Raw genomic sequence first — 16367 nt, forward strand, 5'->3', positions numbered from 1 at the left:
AACGCCAGGCGCTGACTGGCCGGATGTTGGTTGCCGGTGACCTGTACGATCAATTTATTGATTTCGCAGCAGGGGCCGTCACTCAATGTGCTTTTGGCCATATAAGGACTCCTCCATTCAGGTTTCGAGGAAACGAAGCCTGAATGAAAGTGTGCAGGGAGTCTGTCGGACTCAGCAGAAAAGATCAGTGGGACTTTTCCCTGTTCGGAGGACTCATCTACAACCAATGGACTCGAGCGCGAGCCCAAGCCGCTCAAGCCCGCTGTAGACGGGGGGCGATGCAGTTTCCTAAACTGTCGCCTGCGATCGCGCGATGGGTGTAGATCTGGGGGCAGCAACTGATGAACCGCAATGAATTGCGCAAGGCTGACATCAACTTGATGGTGGTCTTCGAAACCCTGATGCAAGAGCGCAATGTGACACGGGCCGCGCAAAAACTTTTTCTCGGGCAGCCGACGATCAGCGCTGCACTTAACCGCCTGCGAGTATTGTTCAACGACCCATTGTTCATCAGGATCGGCCATCGCATGGAACCGACCGCACGGGCCGAGGAAATCATCCTGCACCTTTCGCCTGCGCTGGACGCCATGTCAGTGGCGCTGAGCCTGAGCCACGACTTCGATCCCGCAGTCAGCACCATGACTTTTCGCATAGGCCTGTCCGACGATGTCGAGTTTGGCCTGCTGCCGCCCTTGTTGCGCGCCTTGCGCCAGGAAGCGCCACAGATCGTGTGCGTGATCAAGCATGTGGACTCCTGGCGCATCCCGGACATGCTGGCCTCGGGAGAGATCACCATCGGCGTCAGCCAGACCCGTGAGCTGCCGGCCAACGCCAAGCGCAAGCTGCTCAGGCAAACCAAGCCAAGGGTGCTGCGCGCCGATGCATCATCGACCCCGCTGACCCTGGATGAGTACTGCTCACGCCCGCACGTCGTGGTCTCCCACATCGCCAATGTCAGCGGTTTTGCGGACGAATGGCTCAAGGCGATCGGCCGCAAGCGCCACGTGGTGCTGGCGATTCCGCAGTACAGCACCTTGCCCGCTCTGATGGCCGGTACCGACTTGCTGGCAAACTTGCCCGACTACACGGCAACGGCGATGTCGGCTGCCTCCAGCCTGCTGTTCGATGAGCCCCTGCCCTTCATGACGCCGACCCTCGACCTGTCGATGGTCTGGCTGAGCATCAATGACACCGACCCGGCCGAACGCTGGCTGCGCTCACGCTTGGAATCGTTCATGAGCAACATGCAGCAAGAAACGCCCGTCACCGCTGGCGCAGTCTTTGGCGTTTAGCCAAAGCTCCCGGTGACTCAGTCGGTCGGCACCGGACTGACCACTGGTGCCCACTGCACATAACACACCACCACTGGCATCCCATGCGCGGCACAGAAATCCAGCCAGCGCAGTTGGTTGTCCTGCAAACGGTCGCCCGGCCCTTTGACTTCGATCATGCGATAGCGCTGCTCGTCCGGGTAAAACTGGATCAGGTCCGGCATACCCGTGCGATTGGCCTTGATGTCCAGTAGCAGACGCCGAAACCAATGCCGCAGGTGATCAGCGGGCAAACAATGCAGCGCGTGTTCCAGCAGTTCTTCTGACAGGCTGCCCCAAAAAACGAAGGGCGATTGCAGACCGTATTTGGTTTTGAAGTGCCGGTAAATGGTGGTCTTGTAGGCGTCCGAATCCAGCTGTTCCAGACACTCGCTGAACAACCCGGCCCGGCGCTGATAGAAATCCGGGCTGTAGAGATCGCTGGGAGCACTCTGGAACGGGTGAAAAAACGCGCCCGGCAGCGGCGCAAAAATCGCCGGCCAGCACAGCAAGCCAAACAAGGAATTGATCAGTGCGTTCTCGACGTAATGCACCGGCCCCGCCTGATCGCCCAAATGCACTTGGATCAAGCGCTCAACAGAGGTATCAGCCGAGGGCGTCACCACCACGTCGAGTCGACTCAAGGCTCGCGTGCGCCGCTGACGCTCGACCGACAAACCCAGCTTGCGCTGCAAACGCGGGAGTATCCGCAATAGATGCTGCGCTTCGGCATCACTTTCAGGCGCCGCTTGAGCCTGTTCGAGCAAGGCCATGGCTTGCTCATAGTCGGCACTGAGTTCCAGCACTCGAAGCCGCCGTGAACGCGCCCCAGGGTAGTCACATCGCTGATACATACTCAATGCCAGCGGCCAATCCTGAACGCGCTCCGCCTGTTGACCGATCCGGAACAACAGTTTGGCCCGGCGCATCCGCAGCCAGGCATTATCGGTGCCGATGGCGATGATCTGCCGGGCCAGGTCCTGCAGGTCATGGCCCTCTTCAAGCCCTTGACGGCAGGCATGCAAGTGCAGGCAAATATCGATGTCCGCCCGCGCGGTGAGGCCTCGGGAATCCAGCGAAAACTCGACCTTTTCATAGCGATAGATACCCAGGTCAGCCAGCACAAACTCAGACCACTCCTGGCTCAGGTTGCCAAAATACAGCAACCGCAATCGGTCACAGATGGGCATGACAGTGAGGCCGAAGATCACGTCCTCACACCCGGCAAACCACTGTGCCAGCGTTTGCCGCTGTTCGTAGTGCGGCTGCAGTCGCATCAACAGGTCGGTCTTTTTCTCCGTGCTTTTTATCGCATGCGCCTGGAAACAGGCAGTCAACTCTGACTTGCGCAGCAGCCCGAATAACGCCTCCAGACTGATGGCCGGGAACTGATCGACCCAACCATTCTCGAGCAACGGCATGACCGCGTCCCACACCGCGCCAAGCTCAGGATAGCTCAGCTTGCTTGCTCGAAACAATGTGCCCTTGCGCATGACCATCCGCACCAGCAAACCCTGAGCCGTTTTCGGCAAACCGGCAAAATCGACGATAAATTGCCGTTCCTGCTCATCGAGCAGGTCGTCGTAACGCTGAGCGATCCACTCCAGCACCTGATGGAAGTTTTCCAGGTAATAAAACGGTTTTTCGAGGGGCGAGGTGTTCACGGTTTGAGGTTCACGCAACGTTTTTTGGAAGTCGTCAGGATACTGGTTATCCATACAGATTCCAGCATCGCATTCACATCAACTGCATTCGACTGATCAGTGGCGTGCAATGGTGACGCGCGACCAGCGCAGCTGACGATAGAATTGCCCTACGTACGATCTCAAGGTACCGACATGAACCAGAACACAACGCCACTCATCTATCTGGCCGGCTTCGATGTCTTCAGGCCGGACGCCATTGAGCATGGCCGTTACCTCAAGGCGCTGTGTGCCGCCCACGGCATGCAAGGGCTGTATCCGTTCGACAATGAGGTCACGCCCGGCCTGACCCCAGAGGCAACCGCGCATCTGATCTGCTCGATGAATATAGAGATGATCCAGCGCTGCACGGCGATACTTGCCAACCTGAATGTATTTCGCGGCCTGGAGCCGGACTCGGGTACCGCCTTCGAAGTCGGTATGGCGGTGGGACTGGGCAAAACGGTGTGGGCTTACTTCGATCCGATCGATTCACTGCGCGCGCTGGTGGCCCATGATGCTCAGGGGGTCGATGCCCAGGGCTTTGTGGTGGAGGACTTCGGCCTGCCGCGCAACTTGATGCTGGCGTGTACGTGGGCCGGCGCCAGTGAGACGGCGGAAGAAGCTGCGGCAGGTCTGGCCCAGTATCTGGTGGGCCATAAACAGCCGTGACCTCAAAGCAATCTGTGTCAGGGACAACCCGTATTGCCCGATCCCCCTCAACTCAAGGTAGACGATCCCACATCCCCGCTGATGGTCGAGTCGAGTTTTTCCGCATCAATGAACTCTTCCAGCCCCAATTCTTCGAGGTCGAGATCACCCTCGGGGTCGCTGTCGTCATCGGCGTCGGAATCATTCAACGGCGATTGATCGCCGCCGAAATGAGGTTCCGTTTCGGTAAAAAATACAGGTGCCGTTGTTTGCACTGACATGTGTTCCGCTGCGCGTGGGTCAACATTCATCGAGTCCGCCTCCCTCCCTGCATCCTGAATTAATAGCGTGGTCTGCCCATGCCAGAGTAATAGGTGAGATCGCGAAGACCCCTATTGATCAACTAAAGTTATCGATTCATGACTATTAGAAAATAGACGTGATCGATTGCACTGTCGATACTACTCCTCGTTGCGTTGGCAAATAGTCCATGAGGAAAGCCAACGCCTTGGAGAACTTCTGTGTCACGCGCTTCCGCTCTATCGCTGCATACGCTCCCCCCACTCGTGCAATGGCTCGGCTTGGCTCTGCTGGCAGGCGCCTTTGGTCAATTGCTCAAATTCTGTGAAATCCCCGCTGCATTGTTTCTTGGGCCGATGCTGACGGCGATTCTGTTTGGCGTATCCGGTGCGTCGATCCGCCTGCACAGGCAAGCCTTTCGCCTGAGTCAGGGGTGTGTCGGAATGCTGGTGGCGCACGCCATGACGATTTCAGTACTGACCACTGTCGCTCAGTCCTGGCATGTGATGCTGTTCGCCACCGCATTGACTGTCCTGCTAAGCGCGCTGGTCGGAATTGGGCTGGTGCGCTTTGCTGGCATAGAAGGCAGTACCGCAGCATGGGGTACCGCGCCAGGTGCTGCCTCGGCGATGGTTACCATGTCCGAGGACTATGGCGCGGATTCGCGGGTGGTCGCGACCATGCAATACGTGCGCGTGGTGTGCGTGGTGATGGTCGGCGCACTGGTCAGCGGCCTGCTCGGCGTGGACAGCGGCGTGCACGAGATGCAGAGCAGCGCCGTGGCACTACAGGGTTCAAATGCACTCAACATCATCCTGAGCGTTGCGGCGATCGCGGTCGGTGTGGTGCTGAGCACGCGGATCCCCGCAGGCGCGTTGCTGCTGCCCCTACTGATCGGTGGCGCCCTGCAACTGAGCGGGCTGTTACAAATCACCCTGCCGCCCTGGCTGCTGGCACTTGCCTATGGCGCCATTGGTTGCTACATCGGCCTGCGCTTCGACCGTGCGACGATTCGCTATGTATGGCAACGCCTGCCAGCGATGATCTGCGGCTCGCTATTGGTTATCTCCTTGTGCTCGCTGTCCGCCTGGTTGATCGCCGAACTGATGGACAAGGACTTTCTGTCGGTGTATCTCGCCACCAGCCCAGGCGGCCTGGACGCCATGTCGATCATTGCCGTCGATACTCACTCGGATGTCGGCTTCGTGCTCGCCATGCAGACTTTGCGCCTGTTCGGCGTGATCGCCACGGGGAGTTTTTTCGCCCGGCAGATCATCAGATTGACGGCGAAAATCGCCTGAGGTGTCGACCATGACTTTGATCTCTCGCGTAAACCTGAATCAGACTGAACAGGGGCCTCAACCCAGCCGTGCAAGGGCTGTTGCCAAACTTGGCGCCAAGGCCAATACCGGCAACAAGGTTGCCTGATAGGCATGGTAAAGGTCCGGTTTACCTGGCCAGATATCCGCACTGGGTTGGTTGTACGGGTTCAGTTCATGGCGCCAGCTGCCATGTTCGCGGTCGATGAAGAAGGTCTCGTTGAACTCCCAAAACCGTCGATACCAGTCTTCGTACTGTTTTTCCCCCGTACGCCGCAGCAGTGCCGCAGCCGATGCGCAGGCTTCCGCGTGCGTCCAGTGCAGGCGATGACGCACCACTGGGCGATTTTCCCAGTCCAGGGTGTAGACGATGCCGGGCGCGCCATCGACGTCCCAACCATGGCGACAGGCACCGGCAAACAGACGCTTGGCATCCTCCAGCAGCCAGGGCGGCGTAGGCAGCTTCGCGCGCTGACGTGCGGCCTCAAGGTGCAGCAACAAACGCGACCACTCAAACGCATGCCCCGGCGTGGTGCCGAAGGGCCGAAAACCATCCGCGGGGTTGTCCTGGTTGTAATCGGGAAGCGGTTGCCAGTGCAGGCTGAAATGCTCAACCACCTGAAAGTCATTGGCGGCGGCATGGGTATGAATCACCCGCTCGACGATACTCAATGCGCGGTCCAGCCACTTGCTGTCGCCGGTGACATCGGCCAACGCCAGAAACGCCTCAGTGCCGTGCATGTTGCTGTTGGCGCCGCGATAGGCTTCTTCATCGCTCCAGTCTCGAGCGAAGGACTCGCGTATCGCACCTTCTTCCGCGCTCCAGAAACGAGTCTCCAGCACCCGTATCGCCTCGGCCAGCAACTCGTCCGCACCGGGACGCCCCGCCACCACCGCCGAGCTGGCCGCCAGCGCGACGAACGCGTGCAGGTAAGCCGCTTTACCGGTTTTGGCTCCCTCGCACAAAGGTGTCGCAAACCAGCCACCCTGCTCGGCATCGCGCAACGGACCGTTCAGCGCCGCAATCCCGTGATCGACCAGCGCGGCAAAGCCGGGAATACCGCGAATATGGGCAAGGGCAAAGCTGTGGGTCATCCGTGCCGTGTTCATGGTTTCGGCCCGAGCATTGTCAGGCAGACATCCCCGGTCACTCAGATTGCCGAAGCCTTGCGGCACCTGCGCCGCCTTGGCAAAAGCCAGCAACCTATTGCCTTCCATCGACAGCCAGGCCGTATGCCCCGGTGCCTGCAACCAACTGCTGAATCCGCGTTTTCCCTCATCCATTTGTTGTTTTACCTCTGTCGATGAGCAGGATCTAAAGGCCAGATCATGCTTGCCGACGTTGGCCTGAGCAAGGGCCGGTATGTCACGCAACGTCACATACCATCAGCCGGCGTCTCAGACCCGGAACCGCGTCACCACCTCACTCAACTCTGCGGCCAAACGCGAAAGCTCATGGCTGGACGTGCTGATCTGATGGGCGCCCGTAGCCGATTGCAGAGACAGGTCGCGGATGTTGACGATGTTGCGATCAACTTCGCGGACAACCTGCGCCTGCTCTTCAGCAGCACTGGCGATGACCATGTTGCGCTGGGAAATCTGATTGATCGACTCGGTGATGTCGGCCAGCGACTCGCCGGCGCGGGCAGCTTCGATGGCGGCGTTCAAGGCCTGCAAGTTGGTCTGCTCGGCAATCGAGCGGATCACCCGACGAACGCCATCACGCAAAAGCCTTAATCTGCTTGTCTAGACGTTAGGTGTGCAGCAAAAGTGGCACCCCGTCAACGTTGGCTCAAGGAGGCTTTTGCCATGCATCTGGAAGGTTCCTGTCATTGCGGCGCGGTCGAGTTCAGCCTCAACAGCGCTCATCCGTATCCCTATCAGCGCTGTTACTGCTCAATCTGCCGCAAGACTCAGGGCGGCGGCGGTTACTCGATCAACCTTGGCGGTGACGCCAGCAGCCTTAAGGTCAACGGGCGCGAACATATCGCCATCTATCACGCACGAATGAGGCTTGATCATCAGACGCATATCAGCAATGCCGAGCGGCATTTCTGCAAGCTCTGCGGCAGCGGGTTATGGTTGTTCAGCCCGGACTGGCCAACGCTGATTCACCCGTTTGCCTCGGCCATCGATACCCCGCTACCCGTGCCGCCGGAACACACGCACATATTGCTCGACTCAAAAGCCTCCTGGGTCGAGGTCAATGTGCGGCCCGGCGACAAGGAGTTCGACGGCTACCCGGAAGAGTCCCTTAAGCAATGGCACGAGCGGCTCGGCTTGAGCCGCTGACGCCAGTAACGGTATTCGATAATCGAATTTCAGTGTGGAGATGACCTCCACCCTATAGCGTCCTCAGGTGCATGAGGACTCAAACCTGTCGGCGGTGGCCTTGGGGTTCGGCAGCGTCCGGGCTGTAAGTTTCGATCACCCCCTCCACGCCCAACCACCACGCATGCCCGCGACTGGGGTATTGCAGGTAAAACGGCTGGCCCATTTGCGGCGTGCTGATGGTGATGTTCTTTTCCCAGGCCAGGGCCAGGATCCTGTCGAAGGGTTCGTGCCAGGCATGCATCGCCAGATCGAACGTACCGTTGTGGATCGGTAATAACCAGCGGCCACGCAAGTCGATATGGGCCTGCAAGGTTTGCTCGGGTTGCATGTGCACGTCCGGCCAGTCGACGTTATAGGCACCTGTTTCCATCAAGGTCAGGTCGAACGGCCCGTACTGCTCGCCAATGTGTTTGAAGCCATCGAAGTAACCCGTATCACCACTAAAAAAAATCCGCTGATCGTCGTCGATCATCACCCATGATGCCCACAACGAACGATTGCCATCACGCAGGGTACGGCCTGAAAAATGCTGCGACGGCGTTGCGACAAAACGCATGCCGTCGATTTCAGTGGAGTGCCACCAGTCCAGTTGCTGCACTTTTTGCGCAGGGACGCCCCACTTGATAAGAGTGTCACCCACGCCGACAGGTGCCAGGAAATGTTCGGTCTTGTGCGCCAATGCTTTGATCGTCATGTGATCGAGGTGGTCGTAATGGTTGTGCGAAAGGATCACCGCCTTGAGCGGCGGTAACTCTTCAAGGCTGATAGGCGGCTGATGAAAACGTTGCGGCCCAGCCCATTGCACCGGTGAAGCACGCTCGGCGAACACCGGGTCGGTCAGCCAGAATTGATTGCGCAATTTGAGCAGCACCGTGGAATGCCCAAGGCGGAAGACGCTGTTATTGGGTGCTGCCAGCAATTGCTGACGCGACAGGGTCTGCACCGGAATCTCCCCCACCGGCCGGGTATGCGCCGGTTTGTTAAAGAGGGCGTTCCAAAAAATGCGCAACGTCTTCAGAAAGCCCATCCGGTTCATTGGCGAGTGGTTACGATAACGTCCCTCGTGCAGCCGAGAGGCCCGTGATCGGGCAACGTCATCTGAATCTCGTGGTGGCTTGGTCATGACAAACTGACTCCAAGGGGCGGATGGAGGTTCCTGCATCCGCACGCATGAGGATGGCAGCGAGAATAAAGATCGGGAGCAACTACACTACACAGTGTAGTTTCAAGCTTGCAACATGTCAGATGACAAGTAAACTGCCGAGTGTAAAAATTTTTACTCCGCCAGTCTGAAGCGAACCTATGAAAGCCCCTCTACGCCTGACCGACCGTAAACGTGAAGCCATTGTTCAGGCAGCTATTGCCGAGTTTCGCGCCAACGGGTTCGAGGTCACCAGCATGGACAAAATTGCCGCATTGGCTGAGGTGTCCAAGCGCACGGTGTACAACCACTTCCCGAGCAAAGAGGAACTCTTCTCCGAAATTCTCCAGCAGTTATGGATCAGCAGCGCCGATCGTCTGGACATGACCTATCACCCTGAGCGCCCGCTGCGCGATCAGCTCCAAGAGCTGCTGGTGTCGAAAATGCAGATGCTGGCTGACAGCAACTTTCTCGATCTGGCGCGAGTGGCCATTGCCGCGACGATCCACTCCCCCGAACGCGCGCAAAACATGGTCTCCCGCCTCAATGAGCGCGAAGAAAGCTTTACCGCCTGGATCTGCGCTGCCCAGGCAGACGGTCGTTTCAAGGCCGTCGACCCGCGTTTCGCCGCCACCCAGATTCATGCATTGCTCAAGGCCTTCGCTTTCTGGCCGCAGATCACTCTGGGTGCTCCGGCTTTGGCCCCTGCCGCCCAGATGTCAGTGGTCGAATCGGCACTGGACCTGTTTCTGGGCGGTTACGAAATACCGGCCTGATGGTGGGCTGACGACTTTCTATGGAAAGTGTAATACTGCACGCTCAGCACAATGAATCAGTGAGCCATGTCCACGGAAAGCGAAGAGAGCCGTCAGATCGTAGCTTCTCTGGCGCACCGAGTCGGTAATAAAACCGACCCCGCACATATCGTTGAAGCGATTGTTGCGACATTGCAAGACATGGACGCAGCCCTGACCCCCATCATCGGACAGCAAGGGGTTGTCGCGCTCTATCGCCGCAGTCTCTACCTGTGTGCTTCCACTCATCCCCGCCTGGCTGGCACGCATCAACACGTGCGGACCGCCATAGATCTGACTGCACTCAAATCCATGCTTGTTAAGCAAAACAGCACCGAAGCCTGTCTTTTCGGCGAAGAGCTATTGAAGACCTTCTACGAGCTACTGACCACATTGGTCGGGCCCTCGCTCACCGAACATTTACTTCGTTCCGTGTGGGAAAATTCTTTGAGCGGTGCGCCCGCGCAGGATACCTCGCCATGACCACCAAAGTGACAATCAACCGCTTGGCAACCGGAGTGCCTGGACTTGACGAGGTGCTCGGCGGAGGATTGCCGGAGTTTTCGTTCAACTTGATCGCAGGTCCTCCCGGCTGCGGCAAGACCACGCTGGCCCATCAGATAATGTTCAACCTGGCAACGCCTGAGCGCCCGGCCCTTTTCTTCACGGTGCTCGGCGAGCCTCCGCTGAAGATGTTGCGTTACCAACAACAATTCGATTTTTTCGACAGCGAAGCGATCAATCATTCGATCCGCTACGTCAACCTGGCCGATGACACGCTGGCAGGTAATCTGGATGAAGTACTGCGGCGTATCGTTGCCGAGGTCGAAGCTCACGGTCCGGCACTGGTGTTCGTAGATTCCTTCCGGTCAGTGGTGCTGGCAAGCCGGACACAGGACAACCCGAACAACAACCTGCCTCAGTTCATTCAACAACTGGGCATGTTGATGACCACCTGGCAGGCGACCACCTTCCTGATTGGTGAATACTTCACCGAGACCGACACCAACCCGATTTTCACCGTGGCCGATGGCTTGATCTGGCTGCGGCAGAGCGTGCAGCGCAACTCCATGGTGCGCAAGATGGAAATCATGAAGATGCGCGGCCAGCCAACATTGCCCGGGCTGCACACGTTCCGTATTGATACCTCGGGCATCAGAGTCTTCGCACCGGCAGCCTTCCACGTCAAAAAGCAGAATGTTCTGTCAAAAAATGTCGTGCCACCGCGCTTGAAAATGGGCATTCCTCAACTGGACGAAATGCTTGGTGGCGGTCTTCCCCAGGGGTATTCCTTGCTGGTCGCCGGTCCATCCGGCTCCGGAAAAAGCATTCTGGCGGCGTCCTTCCTCGCTGAAGGTGCCCGCACAGGCGAGACCGGCGTGATCGCAATGTTCGAGCAGCGCCCCAACCATTCACAGAACGCCACGCTGGCACGCCTGATCAAGAGCGATAAGGTCGGTCTGGTAGACAGTCACGCGCCAGACATGTCCATCGACGAAATCGTCCAGTTACTATTGGGCGAGATCAAGCGCCTGAAGGCCACCCGGGTGGTCATTGATTCGCTGTCGGGCTTCGAGCTGGCGCTGGCACCGACCTTCCGTGAGGACTTCCGCGAATCACTGTCACGCATGGTCACTGCGCTGACCAGTGTCGGTGTCAGCGTATTGATGACCTCCGAACTTGAAGACCGTTACACCGACCTGCGCTTCAGTCCGTACGGCACGGCCTTCCTGACCGACGCCATCATCGTCCAGCGCTACATTGAAGTCCAAAGCCGCTTGCTGCGCATCATGGCGGTGGTCAAGGTCCGAGCCAGCGCCCACTCGGATGAGCTGCGCCTGTACCGCATTGACGATAAGGGTCTGCAGATTGAAGACATGCTTCTTGACCAGGAAGGCTTGCTCGGAGGCCGGCCGACCCGAAGGCGCTCGGATGTGGCACGCCGTGGAGAAGATGAGGCTTGAGTCAGCCGTGTGGTCGAGGCCACGGGCAAGCGTGAGGTGCGATGGTCAGTGCGCCTCGCGTACTCTTCTTGCCCGGCCAAAAAGCCTTAAAAGCACGGGCCGTATCAAGCCCCTAGCAACGTGCCCCGACATTCGCCAAAACCAATGGAGGCGTAACCCTGACGGTGGCATCGCGCGCGGAAGATGACTTCATCACCATCCTCCAGAAAGCGTCGGCTTTCACCATTGGGCAATGTCAGGGCCTGTTTACCGCCTTCGCTGACTTCCAGTAGGCTGCCAAACTGCCCTGACAGCGGACCGGACAAGGTGCCCGTACCGAACAAATCTCCCGGCTGAAGTTTGCAACCATTGACCGTGTGGTGCGCGACCATTTGTGCAACGGTCCAGTACATGTTTTGGGTATTGCTCAGCGCCAGGCGATGCGGCGCTATGCCCTGCGCGCTCATCTGTTCGGTGAGCAGCAACACTTCAAGCTCGATATCCAGCGCCCCGCCCTGCTGATCGGCGGCATCGAACAAATAGGCCAGCGGCTGCGGATCACCTTCTGGCCGGGCCGGTTGCGCGGTACGGAATGGCGCCAGCGCCTCAGCCGTCACGACCCAGGCAGAAATGCTGGTGGCAAAACTCTTCGATAGAAACGGACCCAGTGGCTGATATTCCCACGCTTGCAGGTCCCGCGCCGACCAGTCATTGAGCAGGCAGAAGCCGGCGATATGCTCGGCAGCTTCGCCAATCGCAATCGCCTCGCCAATCGCATTGCCCGGGCCGATCCACACGCCCAACTCCAGCTCATAATCCATACGTTTGCTGGGGCCGAACTCAGGAGCGGTCGCACCCGGGGCCAACGTCTGGCCATTGGGACGTTTGATCGGTGTATCGGAGATGCAGATGGTCGAGGCGCGGCCGTGATAACCGATGGGCACGTACTTGTAGTTAGGCAGCAACGGATTGTCCGGGCGGAATAGCTTGCCCACGTTCAGCGCATGATGAATGCCGACGTAAAAGTCGGTGTAGTCACCGATACGCGCGGGCACGTGCATCTGACACTCGGACATCGGGTGCAGCACGGTATCGGCCAATGGCCGCAAACGCGACAGCTGCGGACTGTTTTCGTCCAGCAAATGCAGTAGTTCGCTGCGCAGGGCTTGGCGGGCTGGTGCGCCCAGAGCAAAAAAGTCATTGAGCTGATCGCGGCTTGCGGCTTCAGCAGCATCACGCGCCGCGCCGTTGAAAAAGCCGACATCCAGCGCAGCACGCAGGTCGAAAATCATCTCGCCGATGGCAACACCACCGCGTTTGCTCAGGCCTGAATGGCTGAAGATGCCGAGCGGCAGGTTTTGCAGAGGGAAATCTGGGTGGCCGTTGGCGGACGTCACCCAACTAAGGGGGTTCGATGAAGTAGTCATTGCGGGGTTCCCGAATCGAAGTGTTTGGCCATGCCTGACCAGCAGGCATCGTAATCAGTTTGTAATTGCGGGCAATCGAGGGCATGGCGGCTGGGGCGCAGCACTTTGCCCGTCTCGAACATGAACGCCATGGTGTTGTCGATCTTGTGCGGTTTGAGGTTGTCGGCGATAGCCTTTTCCGCCGTGGTGTTGTCCGGGCCGTGAGCGCTCATGCAGTTATGCAGGGACGCGCCGCCAGGGGCAAAGCCTTCAGCCTTGGCATCGTAGGTACCGTCGATCAGGCCCATGAATTCGTTCATCAGGTTGCGGTGAAACCAGGGCGGCCGAAAGGTCTTTTCAGCCACCATCCAGCGCGGCGGGAAAATCACAAAATCGACATTGGCCTGACCAGGCACCGTGCCAGGCGAGGTCAGCACGGTAAAAATGGAAGGGTCCGGGTGATCGAAACTCACGGAGCCAATGGTGTTGAAACGGCGCAGATCATATTTATACGGCACGTTGTTGCCATGCCAGGCGACCACGTCGAACGGTGAATGATCGAGCTGTGTGGCCCACAGTTCACCGAGGAATTTCTGCACCAGTACGACCGGCCCATCCCGGTCTTCGAACTGTGCGACCGGCGCCAGAAAGTCTCGGGCATTGGCCAGACCATTGCTGCCAATCGGCCCCAGTTCCGGCAGGCGCAAGGCGCAACCATGGTTTTCGCAGACATAACCGCGTGCCGTGGCGTCAAGCAGCTGAATGCTGAATTTGAGCCCGCGCGGTAATACCGCTATTTCCTGTGGCTCGATGTCCAGCAGACCCAGTTCAGTCACGATCCGCAAACGACCCGACTGCGGCACGATCAGCCACTCACCGTCGGCATTGAAAAAAGCCCGGTCCATGGACGCGTTGGCGCAGTAGACGTAAACACTGACGCCTTCGGCCTGATCCGCCGCCGCAGTGCTGGCCAGACCGATCAATCCGTCGATGAAGTCGGTAGGTTGGGTTGGGAGGTCGAAGGCATTCCAGCGCAGGCGATTGGGGGTGATTGGCCCGGATTCCAAACCCAGTATCTGCCGTGACAGTCGCTCATAGCGAGGATGGGTGGCGGACGGTTTGATCCGGTACAACCAGGTACGTCGGGCTTCCGAACGCGGCACGGTAAAGGCCGTGCCCGATAGCAGCTCGGTGTACAGGCCGTGCGTATGTTTTTGCGGGGAATTCTGTCCGACCGGCAATGCGCCAGGCAGTGCTTCGCTGCTGAACTCATTGCCGAAGCCACTTTGATAGGCCAAGGCTTCAGGAGAGTGGGCTGTGTGCATCTCTACCTCTTGTTATGTGGGTGTGAGGTGGCGTTGATAGCGCTTGCGATGGGGATTTAACTAAACGTAATTAGATTACGCATAACGTAATTTGAGTTTGTGGTGAGGTCAAGCTATAAAGCAGCCTTCTCAGACCGGCGCGCACCCCTTCATGACAGCGGAAATCGAAAGCCCAGCAAGTGGACGGCAGCAAAAAGTTCAAGCGGCCGAGGTCGGGCTCGGCGTGCTCAAGGCGCTGGCCGAGCTCGCGCCTTCTACCTCACTGTCAAAGCTCGCCGAACACGTGGGCATGCCCGCGAGCAAGGTCCATCGTTATCTGCAAGCGCTGGTGGCCGGTGGTTTCGCCGAACAGGACGTCACCACCAATCACTATGGCCTGGGACGCGAAGCATTGCAGGTCGGACTGGCCGCGCTGGGGCAGCTGGACGTATTGAAAATCGCCGCGCCGCATCTGGTCGCGCTGCGTGATGAACTCAACGAAACCTGCTTTCTCGCGGTATGGGGCAATAAGGGCCCCACCGTGGTGTATGTCGAGCAGTCCATCGGCGCAGTGACGCTGGTGACACAGATTGGCTCTGTGTTGCCACTGCTCGGGTCGTCGACCGGGCTGGTGTTTAATACCTTTCTTGCCGCCAACGAAACCGCCGAACTACGCGAATCAGAGTCAACACGCCTGAGTGCGCGACAACTGAAAGAAGTCGACCTGCACATCAAACAGATTCGCAGCACCGGCGTGCATCAGATTCACGGGCTGTTGATGGCCGGCGTGAATGCCGTGTCGTCACCCATCTTCGCTGTGGGCAATAAACTGGCAGGCGTGCTGACCGTGGTCGGATCGGCGTCGGTGTTTACGGCGGAGGTACAGGATTCGGCGGCCAGACAACTGCTGACAACAGCTCAGGCCATCAGCGACCGGATGGGGGGCAGCCAGCCGGCCGCGGGCACGCCCGCGCCTACAGGGGAACGCGATTAACTGTGCCTTACTCGGCCTTCAACACCCCGCGTCGCACCTGATCGCGCTCGATGGATTCGAACAGCGCCTTGAAGTTGCCTTCGCCGAACCCATCATCGCCCTTGCGCTGGATGAACTCGAAGAACACAGGACCCATCAGGGTTTCCGAGAATATCTGCAGCAACAGCCGACGCTCGCCACCGTCCGATGAACCATCCAGCAGGATGCCCCGGGTTTGCAGTTCATTCAGCGGCTCGCCGTGGTTCGGCAGGCGTCCTTCGAGCATCTCGTAATACGTCTCCGGCGGCGCGGTCATGAAGCGCATGCCGAGGGTTTTCAAGGCATCCCAGGTCTTGATCAGGTCATCAGTAAAGAACGCGACGTGTTGAATACCTTCGCCGTTGAACTTCATCAAAAACTCTTCGATCTGGCCCGCGCCCTTGGAAGATTCCTCGTTCAGCGGAATGCGGATCATGCCGTCCGGAGCGGTCATGGCTTTGGAGGTCAGGCCGGTGTATTCGCCCTTGATGTCGAAATAGCGAATTTCCCGAAAGTTGAATAGCTTCTCGTAGAAGTTCGCCCAATATGCCATGCGCCCGCGATAGACGTTGTGGGTCAGGTGGTCGATGAACTTCAGGCCCGCACCCACCGGATGACGCTCCACGCCTTCGATGAAATTGAAGTCGATGTCATAGATAGACGTGCCTTCACCAAAACGGTCGATCAGGTACAGCGGCGCACCGCCAATGCCCTTGATTGCCGGCAGACGCAACTCCATCGGGCCAGTGGCGATTTCAACCGGTTGCGCGCCCAGTTCCAGCGCACGGTTGTAGGCTTTTTGTGCATCCTTGACCCGAAACGCCATGCCACACACTGACGGGCCGTGTTCAGCCGCGAAGTAGGAGGCAACGCTGTGGGGCTCGCTGTTGAGGATGATATTGATCTCGCCCTGACGATAGAGCGACACGTTCTTGGAGCGGTGATTGGCCACTTTGGTGAAGCCCATGATCTGGAACACAGGTTCAAGGACGTTCGGGGTCGGCGAGGCGAACTCGATGAATTCAAAGCCCATCAGGCCCATCGGGTTTTCGTAGAGATCAGCCATGGTTTGGCTCCTTGCAAATAGAGAGTGGGAAGCACGCAGCGCACATCACTCTCCAGCGGGAGGAGCACAGGAAATCCCTCGCACACTGCGGGCGAGGAAGTCTCC

General features: G+C 58.5%; 15 protein-coding genes and 1 pseudogene. 8 read left to right on the top strand and 8 right to left on the bottom strand.

The window, feature by feature from the left end; translation table 11 throughout:
- Positions 1-341: 341 nt before the first annotated feature.
- Entirely contained in the window at positions 342-1292 is a 951-nt protein-coding gene (locus tag QN399_RS01795) for a LysR family transcriptional regulator (RefSeq protein WP_322179666.1), read from the top strand.
- Positions 1293-1309: 17 nt separating this feature from the next.
- On the opposite strand, the gene QN399_RS01800 is transcribed toward QN399_RS01795, so the two are convergent.
- Positions 1310-3028 carry a VRR-NUC domain-containing protein gene (locus QN399_RS01800; protein ID WP_330200481.1) on the bottom strand — a complete coding sequence of 573 codons (1719 nt, stop codon included), beginning with the start codon at positions 3026-3028 and terminating at the stop codon, positions 1310-1312.
- Positions 3029-3148: 120 nt separating this feature from the next.
- Here QN399_RS01800 and QN399_RS01805 point away from each other — a divergent pair, with 120 nt between their 5' ends.
- Positions 3149-3664 carry a nucleoside 2-deoxyribosyltransferase gene (locus QN399_RS01805; protein ID WP_330200482.1) on the top strand — a complete coding sequence of 172 codons (516 nt, stop codon included), beginning with the start codon at positions 3149-3151 and terminating at the stop codon, positions 3662-3664.
- Positions 3665-3711: 47 nt separating this feature from the next.
- On the opposite strand, the gene QN399_RS01810 is transcribed toward QN399_RS01805, so the two are convergent.
- Positions 3712-3954, bottom strand: coding sequence for a hypothetical protein (locus QN399_RS01810; RefSeq protein ID WP_330200483.1), 243 nt, complete (start codon positions 3952-3954; stop codon positions 3712-3714).
- Between the two features lie 210 nt (positions 3955-4164).
- Between QN399_RS01810 and QN399_RS01815 the strand changes: the two genes are divergently transcribed.
- The gene (locus QN399_RS01815; protein ID WP_330200484.1) at positions 4165-5244 is read left to right on the top strand and encodes an AbrB family transcriptional regulator; all 1080 of its coding nucleotides are present in this window, start codon (positions 4165-4167) and stop codon (positions 5242-5244) included.
- Between the two features lie 57 nt (positions 5245-5301).
- Here QN399_RS01815 and QN399_RS01820 read toward each other — a convergent pair whose 3' ends face one another.
- Both QN399_RS01820 and QN399_RS01825 read right to left on the bottom strand, forming a co-directional pair.
- A complete protein-coding gene (locus QN399_RS01820; protein WP_323565633.1) occupies positions 5302-6546 on the bottom strand; it encodes an AGE family epimerase/isomerase in 1245 nt (414 codons plus the stop codon).
- A gap of 114 nt (positions 6547-6660) precedes the next feature.
- Positions 6661-6978: pseudogene (locus QN399_RS01825) on the bottom strand (methyl-accepting chemotaxis protein); the annotation flags it as partial.
- A 93-nt stretch (positions 6979-7071) separates the two neighbouring features.
- Between QN399_RS01825 and QN399_RS01830 the strand changes: the two are divergent.
- Positions 7072-7554 (top strand): GFA family protein, encoded by a 483-nt coding sequence (locus tag QN399_RS01830; protein ID WP_322179671.1) that lies wholly within the window; start codon positions 7072-7074, stop codon positions 7552-7554.
- A gap of 79 nt (positions 7555-7633) precedes the next feature.
- On the opposite strand, the gene QN399_RS01835 is transcribed toward QN399_RS01830, so the two are convergent.
- Positions 7634-8719 (bottom strand): MBL fold metallo-hydrolase, encoded by a 1086-nt coding sequence (locus QN399_RS01835; protein WP_322179672.1) that lies wholly within the window; start codon positions 8717-8719, stop codon positions 7634-7636.
- A 179-nt stretch (positions 8720-8898) separates the two neighbouring features.
- On the opposite strand from QN399_RS01835, the gene QN399_RS01840 reads away from it, so the two are divergent.
- The 3 genes from QN399_RS01840 to QN399_RS01850 all read left to right on the top strand — a co-directional run bounded on the left by QN399_RS01840 (position 8899) and on the right by QN399_RS01850 (position 11495).
- On the top strand, positions 8899-9513 hold the full coding sequence (locus tag QN399_RS01840; RefSeq protein ID WP_322179673.1) for a TetR/AcrR family transcriptional regulator: 615 nt from the start codon (positions 8899-8901) through the stop codon (positions 9511-9513).
- A 66-nt stretch (positions 9514-9579) separates the two neighbouring features.
- The gene (locus tag QN399_RS01845; protein WP_322179674.1) at positions 9580-10014 is read left to right on the top strand and encodes a hypothetical protein; all 435 of its coding nucleotides are present in this window, start codon (positions 9580-9582) and stop codon (positions 10012-10014) included.
- The gene (locus QN399_RS01850) at positions 10011-11495 is read left to right on the top strand and encodes an ATPase domain-containing protein (protein ID WP_322179675.1); all 1485 of its coding nucleotides are present in this window, start codon (positions 10011-10013) and stop codon (positions 11493-11495) included. Before QN399_RS01845 ends, QN399_RS01850 begins: the two co-directional genes overlap by 4 nt.
- 104 nt (positions 11496-11599) lie before the next feature.
- Here the strand turns inward: QN399_RS01850 and fahA are convergent, their stop codons facing one another.
- Together fahA and hmgA are read right to left on the bottom strand one after the other, a co-directional pair.
- Complete coding sequence (gene fahA, locus QN399_RS01855; RefSeq protein ID WP_330200485.1) at positions 11600-12901, bottom strand: fumarylacetoacetase; 1302 nt, start codon at positions 12899-12901, stop codon at positions 11600-11602.
- Positions 12898-14205 carry a homogentisate 1,2-dioxygenase gene (gene hmgA / locus QN399_RS01860; RefSeq protein ID WP_322179677.1) on the bottom strand — a complete coding sequence of 436 codons (1308 nt, stop codon included), beginning with the start codon at positions 14203-14205 and terminating at the stop codon, positions 12898-12900. The genes fahA and hmgA overlap by 4 nt, the downstream gene beginning before the upstream one ends.
- A gap of 151 nt (positions 14206-14356) precedes the next feature.
- Between hmgA and QN399_RS01865 the strand changes: the two genes are divergently transcribed.
- The gene (locus tag QN399_RS01865; protein ID WP_330200486.1) at positions 14357-15178 is read left to right on the top strand and encodes an IclR family transcriptional regulator; all 822 of its coding nucleotides are present in this window, start codon (positions 14357-14359) and stop codon (positions 15176-15178) included.
- Between the two features lie 7 nt (positions 15179-15185).
- Here the strand turns inward: QN399_RS01865 and hppD are convergent, their stop codons facing one another.
- Entirely contained in the window at positions 15186-16262 is a 1077-nt protein-coding gene (gene hppD, locus QN399_RS01870; RefSeq protein ID WP_330200487.1) for a 4-hydroxyphenylpyruvate dioxygenase, read from the bottom strand.
- Positions 16263-16367 lie beyond the last annotated feature (105 nt).

Origin of the sequence: Pseudomonas sp. 10C3 (genome assembly GCF_036346185.1) — a bacterium.
GTDB lineage: Bacteria > Pseudomonadota > Gammaproteobacteria > Pseudomonadales > Pseudomonadaceae > Aquipseudomonas.

Bases quoted from the DNA above. Each gene is read 5' to 3' on its own strand.
- QN399_RS01795 (WP_322179666.1), top strand. From the start codon at position 342: ATGAACCGCAATGAATTGCGCAAGGCTGACATCAACTTGATGGTGGTC.
- QN399_RS01800 (WP_330200481.1), bottom strand. From the start codon at position 3,028: ATGGATAACCAGTATCCTGACGACTTCCAAAAAACGTTGCGTGAACCT.
- QN399_RS01805 (WP_330200482.1), top strand. From the start codon at position 3,149: ATGAACCAGAACACAACGCCACTCATCTATCTGGCCGGCTTCGATGTC.
- QN399_RS01810 (WP_330200483.1), bottom strand. From the start codon at position 3,954: ATGAATGTTGACCCACGCGCAGCGGAACACATGTCAGTGCAAACAACG.
- QN399_RS01820 (WP_323565633.1), bottom strand. From the start codon at position 6,546: ATGGATGAGGGAAAACGCGGATTCAGCAGTTGGTTGCAGGCACCGGGG.
- QN399_RS01830 (WP_322179671.1), top strand. From the start codon at position 7,072: ATGCATCTGGAAGGTTCCTGTCATTGCGGCGCGGTCGAGTTCAGCCTC.
- QN399_RS01835 (WP_322179672.1), bottom strand. From the start codon at position 8,719: ATGACCAAGCCACCACGAGATTCAGATGACGTTGCCCGATCACGGGCC.
- QN399_RS01840 (WP_322179673.1), top strand. From the start codon at position 8,899: ATGAAAGCCCCTCTACGCCTGACCGACCGTAAACGTGAAGCCATTGTT.
- QN399_RS01845 (WP_322179674.1), top strand. From the start codon at position 9,580: ATGTCCACGGAAAGCGAAGAGAGCCGTCAGATCGTAGCTTCTCTGGCG.
- QN399_RS01850 (WP_322179675.1), top strand. From the start codon at position 10,011: ATGACCACCAAAGTGACAATCAACCGCTTGGCAACCGGAGTGCCTGGA.
- fahA (WP_330200485.1), bottom strand. From the start codon at position 12,901: ATGACTACTTCATCGAACCCCCTTAGTTGGGTGACGTCCGCCAACGGC.
- hmgA (WP_322179677.1), bottom strand. From the start codon at position 14,205: ATGCACACAGCCCACTCTCCTGAAGCCTTGGCCTATCAAAGTGGCTTC.
- QN399_RS01865 (WP_330200486.1), top strand. From the start codon at position 14,357: ATGACAGCGGAAATCGAAAGCCCAGCAAGTGGACGGCAGCAAAAAGTT.
- hppD (WP_330200487.1), bottom strand. From the start codon at position 16,262: ATGGCTGATCTCTACGAAAACCCGATGGGCCTGATGGGCTTTGAATTC.